The following is a 14,605-nucleotide window of genomic DNA, read 5'->3' as shown; positions in this document are numbered from 1 at the left end:
GCAGCGATGATTCCGTCGACCCCGGCTCCTGTACCTCCGCCGTCTGAAGCAGCGATGATTCCGTCGACCCCGGCTCCTGTGCCTCCGCCGTCCGCAGTGGCGATGATTCCTTCTACTCCGGCTCCCGTACCTCCGCCGTCTGAAGCAGCGATGATTCCGTCGACCCCGGCTCCTGTACCGCCGCCGGCCATCGCCTGACACTTTGGTCGCACGCTGAGTACAACTGTTTTCTCCTGGGACTCCCGGCTTTTATTGATATTCTGCTTTTAGTAAAGGCCGGGAATGAATTTCTCAGATCTCGATTCCGTGCTGGGAGTTTTGAACGCAGCCGCAAAGATTGCTTTGCTGGCGGTTCTTATCTGGCGCCGTTTGTACCGTCCTTTCCCCGTCTTTACAGCGCTGATTCTCTGGGACACGCTTACAGATCCATTCTTGCTGTGGATCATCCGGGCGCATAACGCCCTGTATGCCCAGAGCTATTTCATGGTCCTGTCCGTGGATTACCTGCTTGAGATCGCGGTTCTGGCTGAGATCGCTTTCAGTGTTCTTCGCCCGCCCAAAAAGAAGTCACTGCCCAAAGGCGTTCTGTATGCGCTTGCCGTCATCGTGATCGCCGTAGGGCTGGCAGCTTTCTTTTTTGCCACGCATGCCAATGCAGCCACGTTTACTCATCCGCGGACCGTCTTTGTCGTGGACAGTTCGGTGGCGATACTGCGGCTGGTGACCTTCCTCGCGATCGCGGGATTTGCACAGGTTCTTGGGCTGGGCTGGAAACATCATGTTCTGCAGATGGCGTCCGGTTTTGCATTTTATGCGGCGGTCGACCTGATCGTGACGTCGCTTCAGAACAGACTGCATGCAGGTCCGGACTATGCAGCCCGGTACCATTCGCTCTCTCAGTTTTTGCTGGCCGGTTACCTTTGTTCAATGTACTTCTGGTGCTTCACTTTTGTGCAAAAAGAAGCTCCGCGTAAAGAATTTAGTCCACAAATGGCGCAATTTTTGGTATCAATATCAGGAGGCGACAAAAGACAGCGTTAAAAGCGACTGTCTGAGCGCCGGGAAAGACTATGATTACCATTTTGCAGGTTCTGGGAATTACGTTTCTGCTGGCTTACGCGGTCTACTGGCGTCGCGGGCAGACTCGTCGCCGTGCCGCAACCTGGGAATCCATAGTAGCCCGCCTTCGTTCCAACAGCGAATTTGGTTTTGATCAGGTGGCCGAAAAGTATCTCTACGCCGAAGGCATTAACGCCACGACGGAAGATATCTGGCCCCGTATCGATGGCGCGAATGGTCTCTGGGCGATGTACACCAACGCAGGCGTGCTGATGGAGCTTGCCGATTACACCGCGGCCCATGCAAGCAATATCCCCGAAGAGCTGATTGAGAATCTGCGCAGCGATGCTTTCCAGGTACGCACTGCGGTGCTGATGGCGCTCGTGAAGTATGCGTTCTCTCATTCGCGGGTCGCTTCCTCGGTCAATGCGCATCGCGCTGCATCCGCATACAGCGGAATGCTGGCTCACATCACCACAATGTTCCAGGATCACTCCGCGCTGTTCTTCCCGCGTTTCCTCGAAGCGATGTAATCAGATTTCTTATAGATCACGAAAGCCCGCGTACAGCGCGGGCTTTTTCGTTTTGGAAACAATCCGTTTGAGTGTGCGATTTGATTGAGCGGGAGGAGCCGTCGCCCCTTCCTGGGAAAGTGCGACGGCCGATGTTCACGCAGATTGCAGGAACTGTTCCAGCTGAGCAGCTTCTTCGTCGCTGAGACGGAAGGTTGCCGCAGGAAGAATTCCATCGATCTGGTCGGGGCGGCGGGCACCGACAATGGCCGCGGTAATCGCCGGATGACGCAGAGTCCATGCAATGGCGACGACACCCGGTTCGACACCGTGGCTGCTGCCGATCTCACGCAGCAACTCGACGAGTTTCAGGTTCTGAGACAGCTTTGGCTCATTGAAGTTGGGGCTGCGCTTGCGCCAGTCGTCGGCGGGCAGATCTTTCACGCGCTCCGCGGTCATCTTGCCGGTCAGCAGGCCGGAGACCATGGGCGAGTAATTGATGACGCCGATGTTGTTCTCAAGGCAGAAGGGGAGAATCTCCGCTTCGATATCGCGGCGGAGCAGCGAATAAGGCGGCTGGAGCGAGGTGATGGGCGCGATCTTCTGTGCGCGCTTCATCTGCTCCACATTGAAATTGGAGACGCCGATATAGCGAACCTTGCCTTGTTCTTTCAGCTTTGCCAGCGCTTCCCAGCCCTCCTCGATTTCTGCTTCAGGATTCGGCCAGTGCACCTGGTAGAGGTCGATGGTGTCGACATCCAGGCGGCGGAGCGATGCTTCAATCTCTTCGCGTACCGAATCTGCCTTCAGGCTGCGGTAAATCTGCCGGTCCGGATGCCAGCGCATCGAACATTTGGTGAAGACGTACGGCCTGTGGATCGACTGCGTCAGAGCCCTGCCGACGATTTCTTCCGAGTGCCCGAGGCCATAGATAGCTGCGGTGTCGATCCAGTTGATGCCGCTGTCGAGAGCGCGCTCGATGGTGGCGATGGATTCCTGATCGTCCTGTGATCCCCAGGCAAACTCCCAGTTACCGCCGCCGATGGCCCATGCGCCATAGCCGATGGGCGTGATCTGCATATCGGAGTTGCCGAGAGTGCGCGTTTCAAAAGAAGTCTGCGAAATGTCTGCTGTCGCCATAAAACTAAGATGCCACAGCCGAAGGGGCAGCTTCGCGGGTATTTACTGAAAATCCTGCATGAAGAGACTTACGGTTCGACCAGGAATTTGCCGTCGCGCATAATCAACTCGTCGTCGATCCAGATATTGAAGCGCAGCCCCACCACATCGATGTGCGTGGAGGAGTACCAGGTCGCGCCGGTATGCTCGCCGTAGGGATTGCCGAAGGCGATGTGAATGCCGGGGAATTTCTCATCCTGCAGAATGTTGCCGATGACGTGGTCGACGCCGAGATTGGTGCCGATGGCGAACTCTCCAACGCGGTCGGAGTTTTCGTCGGTGTGGGTGTAAGCCCAGAACTCGTCGCGCAGCTCCTGATTGTCGGAGTGACAGGCGTCGATGCGGTTGGCTTTGATTTCGATGATGAGAGGAGCCGCTTCCAGCAGACCGAATCGCGCGCAGAGGTAATCGCCGACGACGCCGTCGACAACGAAAGTGCCGTTGACTTCGCCAGGGGTGGTGAAGATTTCGCCGCCGGGCAGGTTGCCCCATTTGTCGCGGGAGATGATGCCGGAGGTCTTCAGCCACTTGTACTCCGGATTCATGGTGGCGGTGATATCTGTTCCCGCCGCCGTGGTGGCGCGCACGGTGCGGGCGCGGCGGGCCTTCTCGATGATTTTGCGGGAGAGGCGATCGACGAGGTGGAAGTCGGCGCGCATGCCCTCGCACATAATCTGCGGCGTGATGTTCACCATGTGCGCGTGGCGCATGCGGCGGCGGTTCACCACTTCGGTCATCTGCATGCGCGAGCGCAGCTCGTTGCGCTGCACCTGCACGGCAAAGATGCTGACATCGGAGCTTTCCATGTCGGCGAGCACATTACCGGGCATATCGACGAGCGGGCGCGGGGCGAGATCCTCGAGCACGAAGGCGTTCCAGCGGCAGCCGTTGGCGGCGAGCTCCTGCGCGAGCGAGGCGGCGATAGGCGCGGTGGTGCGGTCGGTGATCAGCGTCACCTTCTCCGCGGCGTCCACGCGGAGGCAGGTGGAGACTGCCGAATGCGCTCCCGGCGTGAAATCAGCGGGGAAGGGCATGGAGAGCAGTGCATTGTGTGCAGAAAACGATGCGGACGCGGGATGGTTCATGTAAAGCGTGTTCCTCCGGTGTATTTCGTCAGATTACCGGAAGATTCACCCCGCAGAAACATGCTTTTCACACATATTTCACGGCTCAGTCGTGGTGGGGAAGGGACTTCCAGATCGACTGGTCTTCCTGCCCGAGCACCCAGGAGCAGAAACCCTGCAGGCCGTGCTGTTTAGCGAGGTCGTAGCGGTCCTCGAAGGTGTGCTGATCGGTGAAGAAGATCCATTCGCGCATGTCGTCGCGGTAGAACCAGAGCCAGGCGGTATGGTCGACCGGGTCCCACTGGACGTGGCCGTTCCAGGTTTTGGCGAGGAGCAGGGCGTCTTCGCCGCCGATGTATTCGGCGGTGGGGTTGGGCTTGCCGTTCTGCGGCGCGCCGGTAAACCAGTGGTAGCCGTAGAGCGGGATGCCGAGGGAGAGCTTCTGCGGCGGGACGAATTTGAGGGCGTAGTCGAGGTTTTCGGTGGTCCAGCTCCAGCCGGCGACGGGGCCGGGCACGGTCCAGCGGGTGTGCTGGTCGTAGGTCATCAGACAGATGAGGTCGACGGACTTGGCGAGGGCGGCGAGGTCGTAGGCGCCGCGCCAGTTGGCGTAGATCCAGCGGGAGAAATCGGATGCGCCGGGATGGCCGGGGGCGGCGGGCACGGTGGCGATGGTGAGCTGGAGGCCGGCGTGATGCATGGCATCGGCGGCGGCGGCGACCATGCGGGAGAGCGCGTCGCGGTCGGTCCAGGCGATGTTCTCGAAGTCGAACTGGTAGCCGATGTAGCCGTTCTGTTTTGCGGCGTCGATCATCTGCTGAAACATGCCGGGGAAGCGCTCGGGGTGATTGACGAGGGAGTGGAAGTCGGCCTGATCGAAGGCGCGGCTGGCGACGATGGGCATGACGGGCACGTGCGCGCGCTTTGCGGTCTCGGCGACGAGCGGGTTGGGTCCGCCCTGGATGAGTCCGTCCTGATCGACGATGTACCAGGTGGGGACGAGGATGTCGATCTGCTGCGCGTGGGCGAGGAAGTCGCGCACGGACCCGGGGTCCTGGGTCATATAGAAGAGCGCTTTGGGCTGCTGGGCGAGCGAAGTGAGCGCGGTGAAGGCAAGAAGCGCGGCAGTCAGAAGCCGTCCGGTCATCCTTTCATCGTAAGCCTGCGGGGAGGGTCCGCCGGGGCTCCGGACGAGCTTTTGATTTTTGTACCGATGTATGCGCCATGTGCTTTGTTTTCATGGAGTTGACGAGGGATTACCTCGGTTATCCCTGGCTAAGCTCATGCAAACAAAGCATCGGACCGATGCGGCCGGGAGGGGATTCTGCGGCAGGACCGCGGCTCACGGCCGTGATGCTGCGGTATGCGAGGGCGCGGGAGTGGCGCATGGGTCTCCTTTGGAAAAGAAAAGGCCCGCTGCAGGAGCGGGCCTTCTTTGGTCTCTGTCTCCATTATAGGCGGCGGAGAAAAAGAACATGCCAGGTTTTTTTGATCGGTGTTCTCTTCGGGAGACAGGAGATTCGGCCAGGTGATGCCTAAGTTACGAGAACGGCGCTTCCCGTTACTCATCCTGCGATCCCTTCTGGATTGCCCGTGATCCGCGCCGAGTGAGGGCTATTCGGGAGCGATCGAGAAGTCTTTGCGTCGCCTGTGCTTCGTCGTTCGAAGAGGGCCGTAGATAGAACGAGACGACATCCTGTAGATTCAACACATGGCGCTCAAGCGGATGGACAACGTAGGAATCGTCGTCGATGATCTCGAAGGGACAATTGATTTCTTTCGAGAACTCGGCCTCGAGCTCGAGGGGCGGGCCACGATCGAAGGAGAATGGGCAGGACGTGTCACCGGACTGGGCGATCAGCGTGTCGAGATCGCTATGATGCGCACGCCGGACGGTCACAGCCGTCTCGAGCTCTCTCGCTTCCTCACGCCGCCTGTCGTCGCGGATCACCGCAACGCTCCGGTGAACGCTTTAGGCTACCTCCGCGTCATGTTCGCCGTGGACGACATCGACGAGACGCTTGAACGGCTTTACAAGCGCGGCGCGCGCCTCGCAGGCGAAGTAGTCCGTTACAAAGACGCGTATAGGCTCTGCTACATCCGCGGTCCTGAAGACCTTCTCATTGGAATCGCCCAGGAACTCGGCTGATCGCGATGCGAAGCAGTGAGGAACAGCGACCCAGGGATCGTCGGCTATCAGGCAATGGAGCCGGATTGATCATTAGAAGTCGGCTTGTGGAAAGTGATCTCGACGGAGCTTTGCCCAGCTCCGGCAGCAATCTGCGGACCTCGAAAACGTAAGGCGCACAGGGAGGTTTAGTGGAGACAGATAAATTGGCCAGGATGTGGAAGGGTGCTCAATCGCAGCCGTCCAGGGCTAAGTTCAAAAGCTCAGAGTCCTGGCTCGGTAGCCCAGGCGCAGAGGCAAGTTACCGGGAACGGCGTTTACCAGTACCTACTCCGTTTGTTACCTGCAACTGCGGTCCTTGGCTCTGTTCGATGCGTGCATCGCACTGTTTATCTCAATCCAGACACGACTACCAGAGAGACGGCACCAGGCGGTATTTAACCTTCACCATGTATTCCGCATACCCGGAGAGGTTATCGAGGAGCACCTTCTCTTCGTCAAGAAGGCGAACCACGATAACAACGACCATGAGCAGGAAGGCAACCAGCCCCCACCAGGAGGCGAGGGCAAGCGGGGTACCAAGCAGCATGACCAGGGCGCCGCTGTACATGGGGTGGCGAACAAAAGCGTACGGGCCTGTCGAGATGACATTCTGATGCGCGGTAACTTCGATGGTGGCTGCGGTAAAGGTATTGACACGAAATACCCTGAAGATTATGTAGAAACCGAGGACAACAAGTAGATCACCCGCGAAGATAAGCCCAAGCGGAACGTGGGACCATGAAAAGCGGCGATCGAGCGACGGCAGGACCAGGATGGCCAGAAACGCAAGAGAGGCGAGAAGCTGAATGATCTGCTGGGTATGGGTCTTTTCGGCGATGGGGCCCAGGGCAACCCGGCGCGAGAGCAAAGCCTGGTCGCGCTTCCACAGGTAGAGGGTGATGGCCGCTGATGACACCGCAAAAAGGAACAGATAGAGCCACGCCTGCCAGAAACGGAGCGTCCAGGCAGGTGCGAACAGCGCGATGGCGAGCAGGAGAATGAGATTGGCAAAACCGAGGGTCGTCTTCGCGGCGAGTCTGCTCACAGAATCAATCTACATTGGCAAAGGCATATCCTGTTGGCGAAAGCAGGGGTCGATGTGTTGCTCAGTAAAAGCCTAATCGCCGAGTCACTCGTTGACGCCTGATCGGTACCCTGAAGTCGGCGTGTCGGAAGCTGCCGATTGATGACAAGAACAGCGTTTATCGGTACCAATCGATCCACGCTGTCAGGGTGAGTGCTCAATGAGTGCATTGGCCTGATGGCATCAATATTTGTCGGCGGAAGCGTTGGAGGGCTCGACTCTCCCTATGACTATTGGACTATTGCTCAACTCGGCGCGAAGTCGCTTTCGTTTACGACGCGCGTATTGCAGCAACGGGATCGACGCGCGTCGCGCGGCGCGCGGGAAAGTAGCATGCGAGAAGCGACATCGCCCCAAGCAGCACCACAACCACAATGACCGTCAGAGGATCGTTGGCTCCCACCCCGTAGAGATACGCGGCAATGAAGTGCGTGAGGCCGAACGAGAGCGCCAGCCCTAAGCCAAGTCCGATCGCTGTGAGCGAAAGCCCCTGCCACAAAACAAGCCTCTGAACGTCTCCGGGTGAAGCGCCAAGTGCGACGCGGATGCCGATCTCGTGCGTGCGAAATGCCGTGCGATACGCCACGACACCATAAATGCCGGTCGTCGCGAGGATCAGCGCGATCGCCGCCAGGATGCCCGCAAACGTGCTCTGCATAACCGCAAAGATTGTCGCCATCTGCGTGGTCTCGCGCATGGTGCGCACGTCGAACACGGGTGCCCGCCCATCAATCTCGTGAATGGTGCGCTCCACCGCCGGAGCTATGTCTTCGGGATTCCCTCGTGTCCTCACCTGCACAATGGTCTCGAAACCTCGCTGGAAGTAGCTCATGTAGACCATCGGCGCGGGGCGTTCGTTCATAAACTCATGCTTCGTGTTTTTCACCACGCCAATGACCGCGGCAACGCCGTTTCCAATATGGAGCCTCTTCCCCACCGGGTCCTGCCCTGGCCAAAACCGTTTCGCGGCCGTCTCGTCCACGATCGCAACCAGCGGCGCCTTTCGGTTGTCATACTGAGCGAAGTCGCGCCCTTCGAGGATAGGCACGCCCAGCGTCTCGAAGTATCGAGGCGTCACCTCGGCATGTTGCACGTCGAGCGATTCATGCGGGTGTGGCGCATACCCCTCCGGATAAATATCATCTGTCTTCCGCGTGAGGCTCATCGGCATCCAATCGGTGAGCGACGCAACCGTTACGGTCGGTAATGCCGACACGCGATCGAGAATCCTGTGGCAGATCGCATCCACCTCTTCGCTGGAGTAGCCGGCGGTATACAGTCCCACAGACACCGTCAACACATGATCCTGCTCGAACCCGGGATCGCCCGCTGCGAGATGGCGCAGCGTCTGCAGAAACAAGCCGGAAATCACCAGCAGCGCGAGGGAAAGCGCGATCTGCGCCACCACCAGGCCGCTGAGCAGCCGCCGGTTGTGCGAGCTTCCTGAGATGTTTGACGACTCATCCCTGAGCGCCTCAGCCGCAGGGACATACGACGATCGCCACGCCGGAAACACGCCGGACAGCACGCTGGCCAGCACCGCCAACACCGCGATCCCGATTACCACGTTTTGATCCACGGTTCCGTTCAGCACAATGGGAATCGAGCTTGCAGGAAAGAATCGAGCGAATGTCTTCGCGGTCAACGACGTCAGCAACAGAGCTACCCCTCCGGCAGCGGCTGAGAGAATCACGCCCTCCAGCACCATCTGCCGTACCAGCTGCACGCGTTGCGCCCCCAGCGACTGCCGGATCGCAATCTCGCGCCGCCGCGACACGAACCGCACCAGCGTGAGCGTAGCCACGTTGGCGCAGGTCAGCAGCAGCACCACTCCGGCGATAGCCAGCAGAATGGGCAACGTGGCGGCCATGTAGCCGTTCGCGCCAAACGGCGATCGCCACATCGGGTCCAGAGTGATGGTGTTCGTTCCCAGGTGATCGTTCGGGTAGGCCGCCACGATGCGCCGCATGATCGTTTCGAGGTCCTGCGTCGCCTGCTCGCGGCTCATTCGCGGCCGCAGCCTTCCCAACACATTTAGAAAGGCGAGGCTGCGATGCGTAAGCCCATACTCGTTCGTCCCAAGGGGATTCAGCGTCAGCCATGCATCGTCCCGAAGCCCCGGCGCCGCCCCGATAAACCCCTCCGGCGCTACGCCGATCACCGTCACAGGATGCCGGGCAATTTCGATTGCCTTGCCCACAATCTGCGGGTCTCCCGCATAACGTGTCTTCCATAGCGAGTATCCGAGCACGACATACGGGACGGCATCCGGCCGCGTTTCTTCCTCGGGCAAAAAGAATCGCCCCAGCAGAGGCTTCACCCCCAGCACGTCGAAGAAGTTCGCTGACACATTCCCGATAAAGATGCGCTCCGGCACGGCTCCCGCGCCGGTCAACGTGATCCAGTCAGCGTGATAGGCAAGAAGCCCGGTCAGGCTCTGATTCTGATCTCTCAGATCGCGGTAGTCGAGATAAGAGAGGGGCGGCGTCGGTGAGGTGCTCCACGCGCCACGCATCACGCTCACCAGTTCATCGGTATGCCGCGCTCCAGGAATCGGATGCAGCATGGTTCCGTTGATCCAGCTGAAAACCGTGCTGTTCGCGCAGATGGCAACAGCCAGCATCACCGTCGCCGCAATCGTGAAGCCGGGATTTCTGCGCAGTTGCCTGACGGCAAAGCGTGCATCCTGAAGCAGTCCTGCCATAGCCGTCTCCCAGGGACATCGTTCTCAGGGAACGAGAGCACTGCTCGGTACGCGAGCATGCAGGGTGCCAAACCGCGTCAAAGCCTAAGATATCGCTCATCAGTGATATAGCCTGAGCGGGAGCTCCCAGGTCTGGCTTTCCAGTGATCACTCCTGCCCCTGCATGTCCATTCTCGAACACCTGAGAGACTCATCTGCCCGCCTGCTGTAAGGCTGCTTACCGGACGCGGCGTCAGCTCATGCATCATCACCAGGGCGCCAGATTAGTAATGAGAAGTCGGCTTCTCGTCAGCAACCCTGCTTCTGTCCCCTCGAACGAGTACAGACTCTTTGTGAGCCGCTGTTACCGAGAACAGCGTTTCACAGGACTTATCTCATCGGAGCTTGAGCGTCACCGGCCATTTCGAAGCTCGCAAACAGTTCCGCTGCGCGAAGGGTGACCGACGCCACTTCGGATAGGTCATTTACATCAAGGTGCAGGGAGCAAGTGATGAGGGCAAGCGCGTTACATACGTTGCGAAGGCACATCCTATTGACGTGTGGCACCGTATCTTGTCCTGCATGCGGCCCCATGCGATGGGCGATCTGCATCAAGCCGCCATGCGTTAGATCATTCAGAGCACCTGTATGCGTAAATATGCGTCTTAGCGGGCCGCCTGCCTTGTGATGACCTTCGATGGCACCCATCATCTGGTCAAGCCCAGGCCACCCTTTGTCCTTGCCGCGCTCAGCCACCACGTTCTCAATATCATTTTCAGTCGCGACCAGCAGAAGCCATGTTCCTCGCACGGCACTCTCTACACAACTTCTCAGCAAGGCAGCGGCGCTTGAAGTTCGCGAGAAAAGGAGAAGCAAGCAGACCGACGATACATGTTCGGAAGTTACCTCATATAGCGAAGCTGAATAGACTCGACGGTGATCGATGGCTGTCCATTTGTGGCCAGAAAGCTTGATGGTTTTCCGAAACTCCAGAACCCGGTCAATATCTCGACGTAATGGGCCATGTTTCAACATGGAAGTGAAGATAACCTCTTGATCTCGATCATTGTTTTACACACAAGCAAGCGCGACGCGGGTCTGAAAATTACGACGATCGTTTATACAGGCGATCGTAACCTACCTCATAATCATCGGCTGAGACCCAATCGCGTATAGTCCGCCAGATTTCATCAATCCCGTCGGGGATTTGAATGTTCTGCATCATCGGGGGAATATCGTCTTCCCACAGATCTTCAGAGTAGAAATCGAGAAGAACCAATTTAACTTGTTTTTGGTACCTGTGAAACTTTTCTACAGCAGCATTGAGCTGCCCGTGGATTTCTGAAGGAATTCCTGCAACCGCGGCCTCCCGTTCAGAGCCGTCCAGGCCCATCGAACCAAACTCATTGATGGCGATTCCTTTGAAGTCCTCGTCTTCCTCGCCCGATTCTATAGTTCTGAACCACCACTCGATCGGTTGAGCCCTTTGAATCGGCAAGTCCGCTGGTGTGAGCAATGAGACCGCTTCGCCAATTTGTCTACCAGCTTCCCTGATTTCCTTACCGCTCATGGCTCTTAGCTCAGCAGACCGGATCGACAACTTGTAACCAGCCTCATGAAAATGGCCCTTCGCGCCTTCCCATACCAAGCCAGCAAATTCGTGTCCTAGTCCATGCTGATAAATGTAGGATATCGGCCAGACGACTGACTTTCGTTCAATCACCATTTGAACGCCTGTGCTTGTATCTGTTAAAAGCACTTCCGGCTCTTTCGGGGTCACCCCCGAAATCCTAACAACGTCCAGGCATTCGGTCAGTGCATACTTTGTTCCAGATATCTCGTTATAGTGCTTTACGAATGCGTCGAGGGCTCCGCCTCGCCATTCACACTTACCGGGGTCATCATAATGCGTGAACAAATGCTTCCTCCATAATCCCCGTGGCGTCAGGGTTCGAACATGATCGCTATCGGTAATGATAAGTCGGCTTCTCGTCAGTGATCCTGCTTCTGTCCTCTCTAACAAGTACAGACTCTTCGTGGGCCACTGTGGCGATATCGGCGTTTATGAGGACGAATCCCTGCCGTTCGGTCGAGTTCGATGAGCGCATTGGCCTGAGTTAACAGTGGGGCCAAAGGGTCACTTATTCGGAGATGCGACGAATCGGCCGAGCGGCGAGAAGCCTGTTCAAACCAGGCCCTCGCCGCCAGCCTCAGCTGTATCTCGCGCGTGACGATCGTCAAACGTCAACTTCCTATTTCGTCTGCGCCAGCTCCGCAACCACTGTAGCAACCTTATCGAGTGTCTCGTTCCAGCCCTCGAGTTGGCCGCTATTTTTCGCGCTCTCCATGGGTTCATTTCCAATGTGCGTGAGTCGCGTCTGGCCGTTTCCGAGATCCTCAAAGATGGTCACGTCGTACGCACCTTCGATAGCCTCATGCTCTATTCCTAGTTCCGCAGGGTCGACCCTGTTCCCTTTGGAGTCCGAAAAGTACATGGACGAAACGATCTTCTCGTGCAAAACAATCTCGTGGTATTCAACCGCATTCCAGCCCTCCTGCCCATCCGGCGCCCTCATACAGCAGAGAAGTTTTCCTCCGACGCGAAAATCCATCTCACAAACCGGCGCAGTAAAGCCCTTCGGTCCCCACCACTGCATGATGTACTTGGGGTCTGTCCACGCCTTCCAAACCAGCTCGCGTGGGGCATCAAAAACTCTTGTAATGACCATCCGCTCAATTTCGCTAACCGTGTTTTCTGCCATCTCCGGCCTCCTCTTTCTTCATTTGATTGACAACTACTTCCAGTTTGTCGAAGCGCTCTTCCCAGAATCGGCGATAGCGAATCGCCCAGTCGCTGACTGTCTTGATCGCCTCCGGCCTGAGCGTGCACACACTCTCTCGTCCACGCTTCGTCTTGATCACAATTCGCGCCCGCACCAGGCAGGCGATATGTTTTGAAATCATCTGCTGCGAGAGTGCAAACGGTTCCGTCAATCCATGCACAGTGGCAGGCCCGCGAGAGAGCCGTTCGATCATTACTCGGCGAGTTGGATCAGACAAAGCCGCGAATGTTGTGTCCAATTTATCCACAACCGTATGGTAGTGAATTGTCGTGCGATGTCAAGCATGAATTTTGCAATTCTCGATTTCTGTTCCCCTGATCGTTGTTCACCGGAGACCCCGATTGCCCGGTGCTTCTACCGGGTCTCGCGGGCGCGAGACGTTCCCACCTTAGCTGCGCGAAGGTGGGGCACCCTGGATGCTTCGGGGAGAGAAAATGCAGATCCCCCGACTTCGCTCGGGATGAGAAGGTTGAGCGTGTCGATGCCTGTGTCCGAAGCTTCGGAGATGGGCACGGGAAGCGCGCTTCAGAAGATTGGCCATCCGGCACGCAGGGGCGGAGTTGACAGGTCGTTCGGTACCTGACAATATTTCGTTAGGTAACTATCGAATTGGTGAAGCGGATAGCAGACGAACGAGTGAACCTGAAGCATGATTCGGTGGGCGCGTGGGCGAAGCGGTTATATTTCGCGGCCCGCGCGATGATGGACTCCGTTCTGCGCCCCTACGACCTTGGATCGACGCAGTGGTATGTGCTGTCTCAGCTGGCGAACAGCGGACCGACGATGCAGCGCGACCTGGTGCGCATACTCCAGATCGAGAGGGCCACGCTGAGCGGGGTGGTGGCGACACTGGTGCGCAAAGGTCTGGTCGATCAGACGCCCGACTCCAAAGATCAGCGTCAACGGATGCTTCGCATCACCCGCTCGGGCATGAAGCTTTGGAAATCGCTGCCCGATCCGACCGAGCTCATTCTGGCAGTCGCATTCAACGGCGCCGACCCCGCGGAGCTGGCGACAGCTCGCCGGGTGCTGCAGGCCGCAACGCAACGCCTCAACGAACACATTTCAGGAGGAGATCAGGCATGACCATCTTGGTTACTGGTGGAACGGGACTCGTGGGCTCGCGGCTCCTGCGGCGGTTCGCAGACGCCGGCGTGGACTGCCGTGCGCTTGTACGGCCCGGCAAAGACGTTCCTGCCGGAGCGACGCCTGTGGAAGGCGACCTTCTCCATGCCGATTCGCTGAAGCAGGCCGTGGAGGGCGTTTCAGCGATCGTTCATCTTGCCGCGGTTTTCCGGACGCAGAATGAGGATGATATCTGGCGGGCTAATCTCGATGGCACAAAAAACCTGATCGCCGCTGCGAAAGCACACGCTCCACAAGCTCGCTTCGTGATGGCAAGCACCGGACTGGTCTACGATGCGGACGCATCCCATCCCGGCCGCGAAGAGGATGCGACTCATCCGAAGCTCGCGTATCCGGCGAGCAAGATTGCTGCGGAAAAGGAACTCCGCAACAGTGGGCTCAACTGGAGTATTCTCCGTCTCGGTTTCGTCTACGGCGATGGGGACGGACATCTGGCGGCCGTACCCGCGCTGGCCACGAGGTTCAAGTGGCATCCGGCAAGGACTTTCAGTCTCGTTCACCAGCGAGATGTGGCGCGCGTGGTCGAGCTTGCTCTGACTGGAGTGATGGACGGGCGCATCGTCAACATCTGCGACGACGCGCCTACGACCCTCTACGAGATGGCCAGCCTGGTTGGCTCTCCCGTCGAGCCGTCAGCGGAGCCCCTGACCAATCCATGGATGGGCCGCATGGATGGATCACGGCTTCGCGGCCTCGGCTTCCAGCTTACGGTTCCGACTGTCTATCAGGCCGTGCAACAGGGAATACTGTGACCACTGCCACGGGAGTCATCGCTGAGAGCGGTGCTCCGGTGACGGGAAGTGCGTTTGTGAGGCCTGTCGGCGACAGTTAACACTGCAGGCGGCACGAGTGAAGCATAGTGGAA

The 14,605-nt window shown here is 58.1% G+C and carries 14 protein-coding genes and 1 pseudogene; 5 read left to right on the top strand and 10 right to left on the bottom strand.

Annotated features, from left to right (window positions below):
• Positions 1–212 (bottom strand): annotated as a pseudogene (locus D0Y96_RS20145) (hypothetical protein); the annotation flags it as partial.
• Positions 213–282: 70 nt separating this feature from the next.
• Here D0Y96_RS20145 and D0Y96_RS20140 point away from each other — a divergent pair.
• A complete protein-coding gene (locus tag D0Y96_RS20140; RefSeq protein WP_117303676.1) occupies positions 283–1,041 on the top strand; it encodes a hypothetical protein in 759 nt (252 codons plus the stop codon).
• A 29-nt stretch (positions 1,042–1,070) separates the two neighbouring features.
• Positions 1,071–1,592 (top strand): hypothetical protein, encoded by a 522-nt coding sequence (locus D0Y96_RS20135; RefSeq protein WP_117303674.1) that lies wholly within the window; start codon positions 1,071–1,073, stop codon positions 1,590–1,592.
• A 135-nt stretch (positions 1,593–1,727) separates the two neighbouring features.
• On the opposite strand, the gene D0Y96_RS20130 is transcribed toward D0Y96_RS20135, so the two are convergent.
• The 3 genes from D0Y96_RS20130 to D0Y96_RS20120 all read right to left on the bottom strand — a co-directional run bounded on the left by D0Y96_RS20130 (position 1,728) and on the right by D0Y96_RS20120 (position 4,961).
• Positions 1,728–2,711 carry an aldo/keto reductase gene (locus D0Y96_RS20130; protein ID WP_117303672.1) on the bottom strand — a complete coding sequence of 328 codons (984 nt, stop codon included), beginning with the start codon at positions 2,709–2,711 and terminating at the stop codon, positions 1,728–1,730.
• Positions 2,712–2,779: 68 nt separating this feature from the next.
• Positions 2,780–3,835, bottom strand: coding sequence for an aminopeptidase (locus D0Y96_RS20125; RefSeq protein ID WP_117303670.1), 1,056 nt, complete (start codon positions 3,833–3,835; stop codon positions 2,780–2,782).
• Between the two features lie 85 nt (positions 3,836–3,920).
• Entirely contained in the window at positions 3,921–4,961 is a 1,041-nt protein-coding gene (locus tag D0Y96_RS20120; protein WP_117303668.1) for a glycosyl hydrolase family 18 protein, read from the bottom strand.
• A 579-nt stretch (positions 4,962–5,540) separates the two neighbouring features.
• Between D0Y96_RS20120 and D0Y96_RS20115 the strand changes: the two genes are divergently transcribed.
• Positions 5,541–5,963, top strand: a complete 423-nt coding sequence (locus D0Y96_RS20115) for a VOC family protein (RefSeq protein ID WP_252263990.1) — start codon at positions 5,541–5,543, stop codon at positions 5,961–5,963.
• A 388-nt stretch (positions 5,964–6,351) separates the two neighbouring features.
• Here the strand turns inward: D0Y96_RS20115 and D0Y96_RS20110 are convergent, their stop codons facing one another.
• The 6 genes from D0Y96_RS20110 to D0Y96_RS20085 all read right to left on the bottom strand — a co-directional run bounded on the left by D0Y96_RS20110 (position 6,352) and on the right by D0Y96_RS20085 (position 12,841).
• Positions 6,352–7,029: a methyltransferase family protein gene (locus D0Y96_RS20110; protein WP_117303664.1), complete on the bottom strand. Its 678-nt coding sequence runs from the start codon at positions 7,027–7,029 to the stop codon at positions 6,352–6,354.
• A 310-nt stretch (positions 7,030–7,339) separates the two neighbouring features.
• Positions 7,340–9,772, bottom strand: coding sequence for an ABC transporter permease (locus tag D0Y96_RS20105; protein WP_117303662.1), 2,433 nt, complete (start codon positions 9,770–9,772; stop codon positions 7,340–7,342).
• A gap of 369 nt (positions 9,773–10,141) precedes the next feature.
• Entirely contained in the window at positions 10,142–10,786 is a 645-nt protein-coding gene (locus D0Y96_RS20100; protein ID WP_147325157.1) for a DUF6988 family protein, read from the bottom strand.
• Positions 10,787–10,856: 70 nt separating this feature from the next.
• Positions 10,857–11,669 carry a hypothetical protein gene (locus tag D0Y96_RS20095; protein ID WP_117303658.1) on the bottom strand — a complete coding sequence of 271 codons (813 nt, stop codon included), beginning with the start codon at positions 11,667–11,669 and terminating at the stop codon, positions 10,857–10,859.
• Between the two features lie 334 nt (positions 11,670–12,003).
• The gene (locus D0Y96_RS20090) at positions 12,004–12,513 is read right to left on the bottom strand and encodes an SRPBCC family protein (RefSeq protein WP_117303656.1); all 510 of its coding nucleotides are present in this window, start codon (positions 12,511–12,513) and stop codon (positions 12,004–12,006) included.
• Positions 12,494–12,841, bottom strand: a complete 348-nt coding sequence (locus D0Y96_RS20085; protein ID WP_350449133.1) for an ArsR/SmtB family transcription factor — start codon at positions 12,839–12,841, stop codon at positions 12,494–12,496. The genes D0Y96_RS20090 and D0Y96_RS20085 overlap by 20 nt, the downstream gene beginning before the upstream one ends.
• 389 nt (positions 12,842–13,230) lie before the next feature.
• Between D0Y96_RS20085 and D0Y96_RS20080 the strand changes: the two genes are divergently transcribed.
• Both D0Y96_RS20080 and D0Y96_RS20075 read left to right on the top strand, forming a co-directional pair.
• Positions 13,231–13,680, top strand: a complete 450-nt coding sequence (locus tag D0Y96_RS20080; RefSeq protein ID WP_350449132.1) for a MarR family winged helix-turn-helix transcriptional regulator — start codon at positions 13,231–13,233, stop codon at positions 13,678–13,680.
• Positions 13,677–14,492 (top strand): NAD-dependent epimerase/dehydratase family protein, encoded by an 816-nt coding sequence (locus D0Y96_RS20075; RefSeq protein ID WP_117303650.1) that lies wholly within the window; start codon positions 13,677–13,679, stop codon positions 14,490–14,492. The genes D0Y96_RS20080 and D0Y96_RS20075 overlap by 4 nt, the downstream gene beginning before the upstream one ends.
• Positions 14,493–14,605 lie beyond the last annotated feature (113 nt).

Origin of the sequence: Paracidobacterium acidisoli, assembly GCF_003428625.2 — a bacterium.
Taxonomy (GTDB): Bacteria; Acidobacteriota; Terriglobia; order Terriglobales; family Acidobacteriaceae; genus Paracidobacterium; species Paracidobacterium acidisoli.
This window is presented reverse-complemented; position numbering and strand designations above follow the sequence as displayed.

Coding starts and splice junctions, on each gene's coding strand:
- D0Y96_RS20140 (WP_117303676.1), top strand. CDS start 283: ATGAATTTCTCAGATCTCGATTCCGTGCTGGGAGTTTTGAACGCAGCC.
- D0Y96_RS20135 (WP_117303674.1), top strand. CDS start 1,071: ATGATTACCATTTTGCAGGTTCTGGGAATTACGTTTCTGCTGGCTTAC.
- D0Y96_RS20130 (WP_117303672.1), bottom strand. CDS start 2,711: ATGGCGACAGCAGACATTTCGCAGACTTCTTTTGAAACGCGCACTCTC.
- D0Y96_RS20125 (WP_117303670.1), bottom strand. CDS start 3,835: ATGAACCATCCCGCGTCCGCATCGTTTTCTGCACACAATGCACTGCTC.
- D0Y96_RS20120 (WP_117303668.1), bottom strand. CDS start 4,961: ATGACCGGACGGCTTCTGACTGCCGCGCTTCTTGCCTTCACCGCGCTC.
- D0Y96_RS20115 (WP_252263990.1), top strand. CDS start 5,541: ATGGACAACGTAGGAATCGTCGTCGATGATCTCGAAGGGACAATTGAT.
- D0Y96_RS20105 (WP_117303662.1), bottom strand. CDS start 9,772: ATGGCAGGACTGCTTCAGGATGCACGCTTTGCCGTCAGGCAACTGCGC.
- D0Y96_RS20100 (WP_147325157.1), bottom strand. CDS start 10,786: ATGTTGAAACATGGCCCATTACGTCGAGATATTGACCGGGTTCTGGAG.
- D0Y96_RS20090 (WP_117303656.1), bottom strand. CDS start 12,513: ATGGCAGAAAACACGGTTAGCGAAATTGAGCGGATGGTCATTACAAGA.
- D0Y96_RS20075 (WP_117303650.1), top strand. CDS start 13,677: ATGACCATCTTGGTTACTGGTGGAACGGGACTCGTGGGCTCGCGGCTC.